This window comes from Pseudoalteromonas sp. MER144-MNA-CIBAN-0113 (genome assembly GCF_040308965.1).
GTDB classification, from domain to species: Bacteria; Pseudomonadota; Gammaproteobacteria; order Enterobacterales; family Alteromonadaceae; genus Pseudoalteromonas; species Pseudoalteromonas tetraodonis.
Window position 1 is genome coordinate 1 of the sequence record NZ_JBEOOG010000627.1, and the last position, 232, is coordinate 232.

Below are 232 nucleotides of genomic sequence, written 5' to 3' on the forward strand. Positions count from 1 at the left end.
CTGCTGCGCCGTCCTCGATATTGCTGCCGGTGACCACGTTGGCCTGGCGCTTGACCGCCTCTTCGGCCTGCCCCATGGCAATCGACAAGCCAGCCACATGAAACATTGCCGGGTCATTGCCGCCGTCGCCGATGGCTGCCGTCTGCTCCAGGGGAACACCCAGGTGGGCCGCCAACGTCGCCAGCGCCTCACCCTTGTTGGCCTTCATCGCGGTCACGTCGAGGTAGACCGG

1 protein-coding gene is annotated in these 232 nt (G+C 65.9%); it reads right to left on the reverse strand.

Going from position 1 to position 232, the window contains the following annotated elements; genetic code table 11:
* Positions 1-232 (reverse strand): HAD hydrolase family protein (locus AAEY57_RS21230; RefSeq protein WP_350608811.1); only part of this gene is annotated, 232 nt, incomplete at both ends.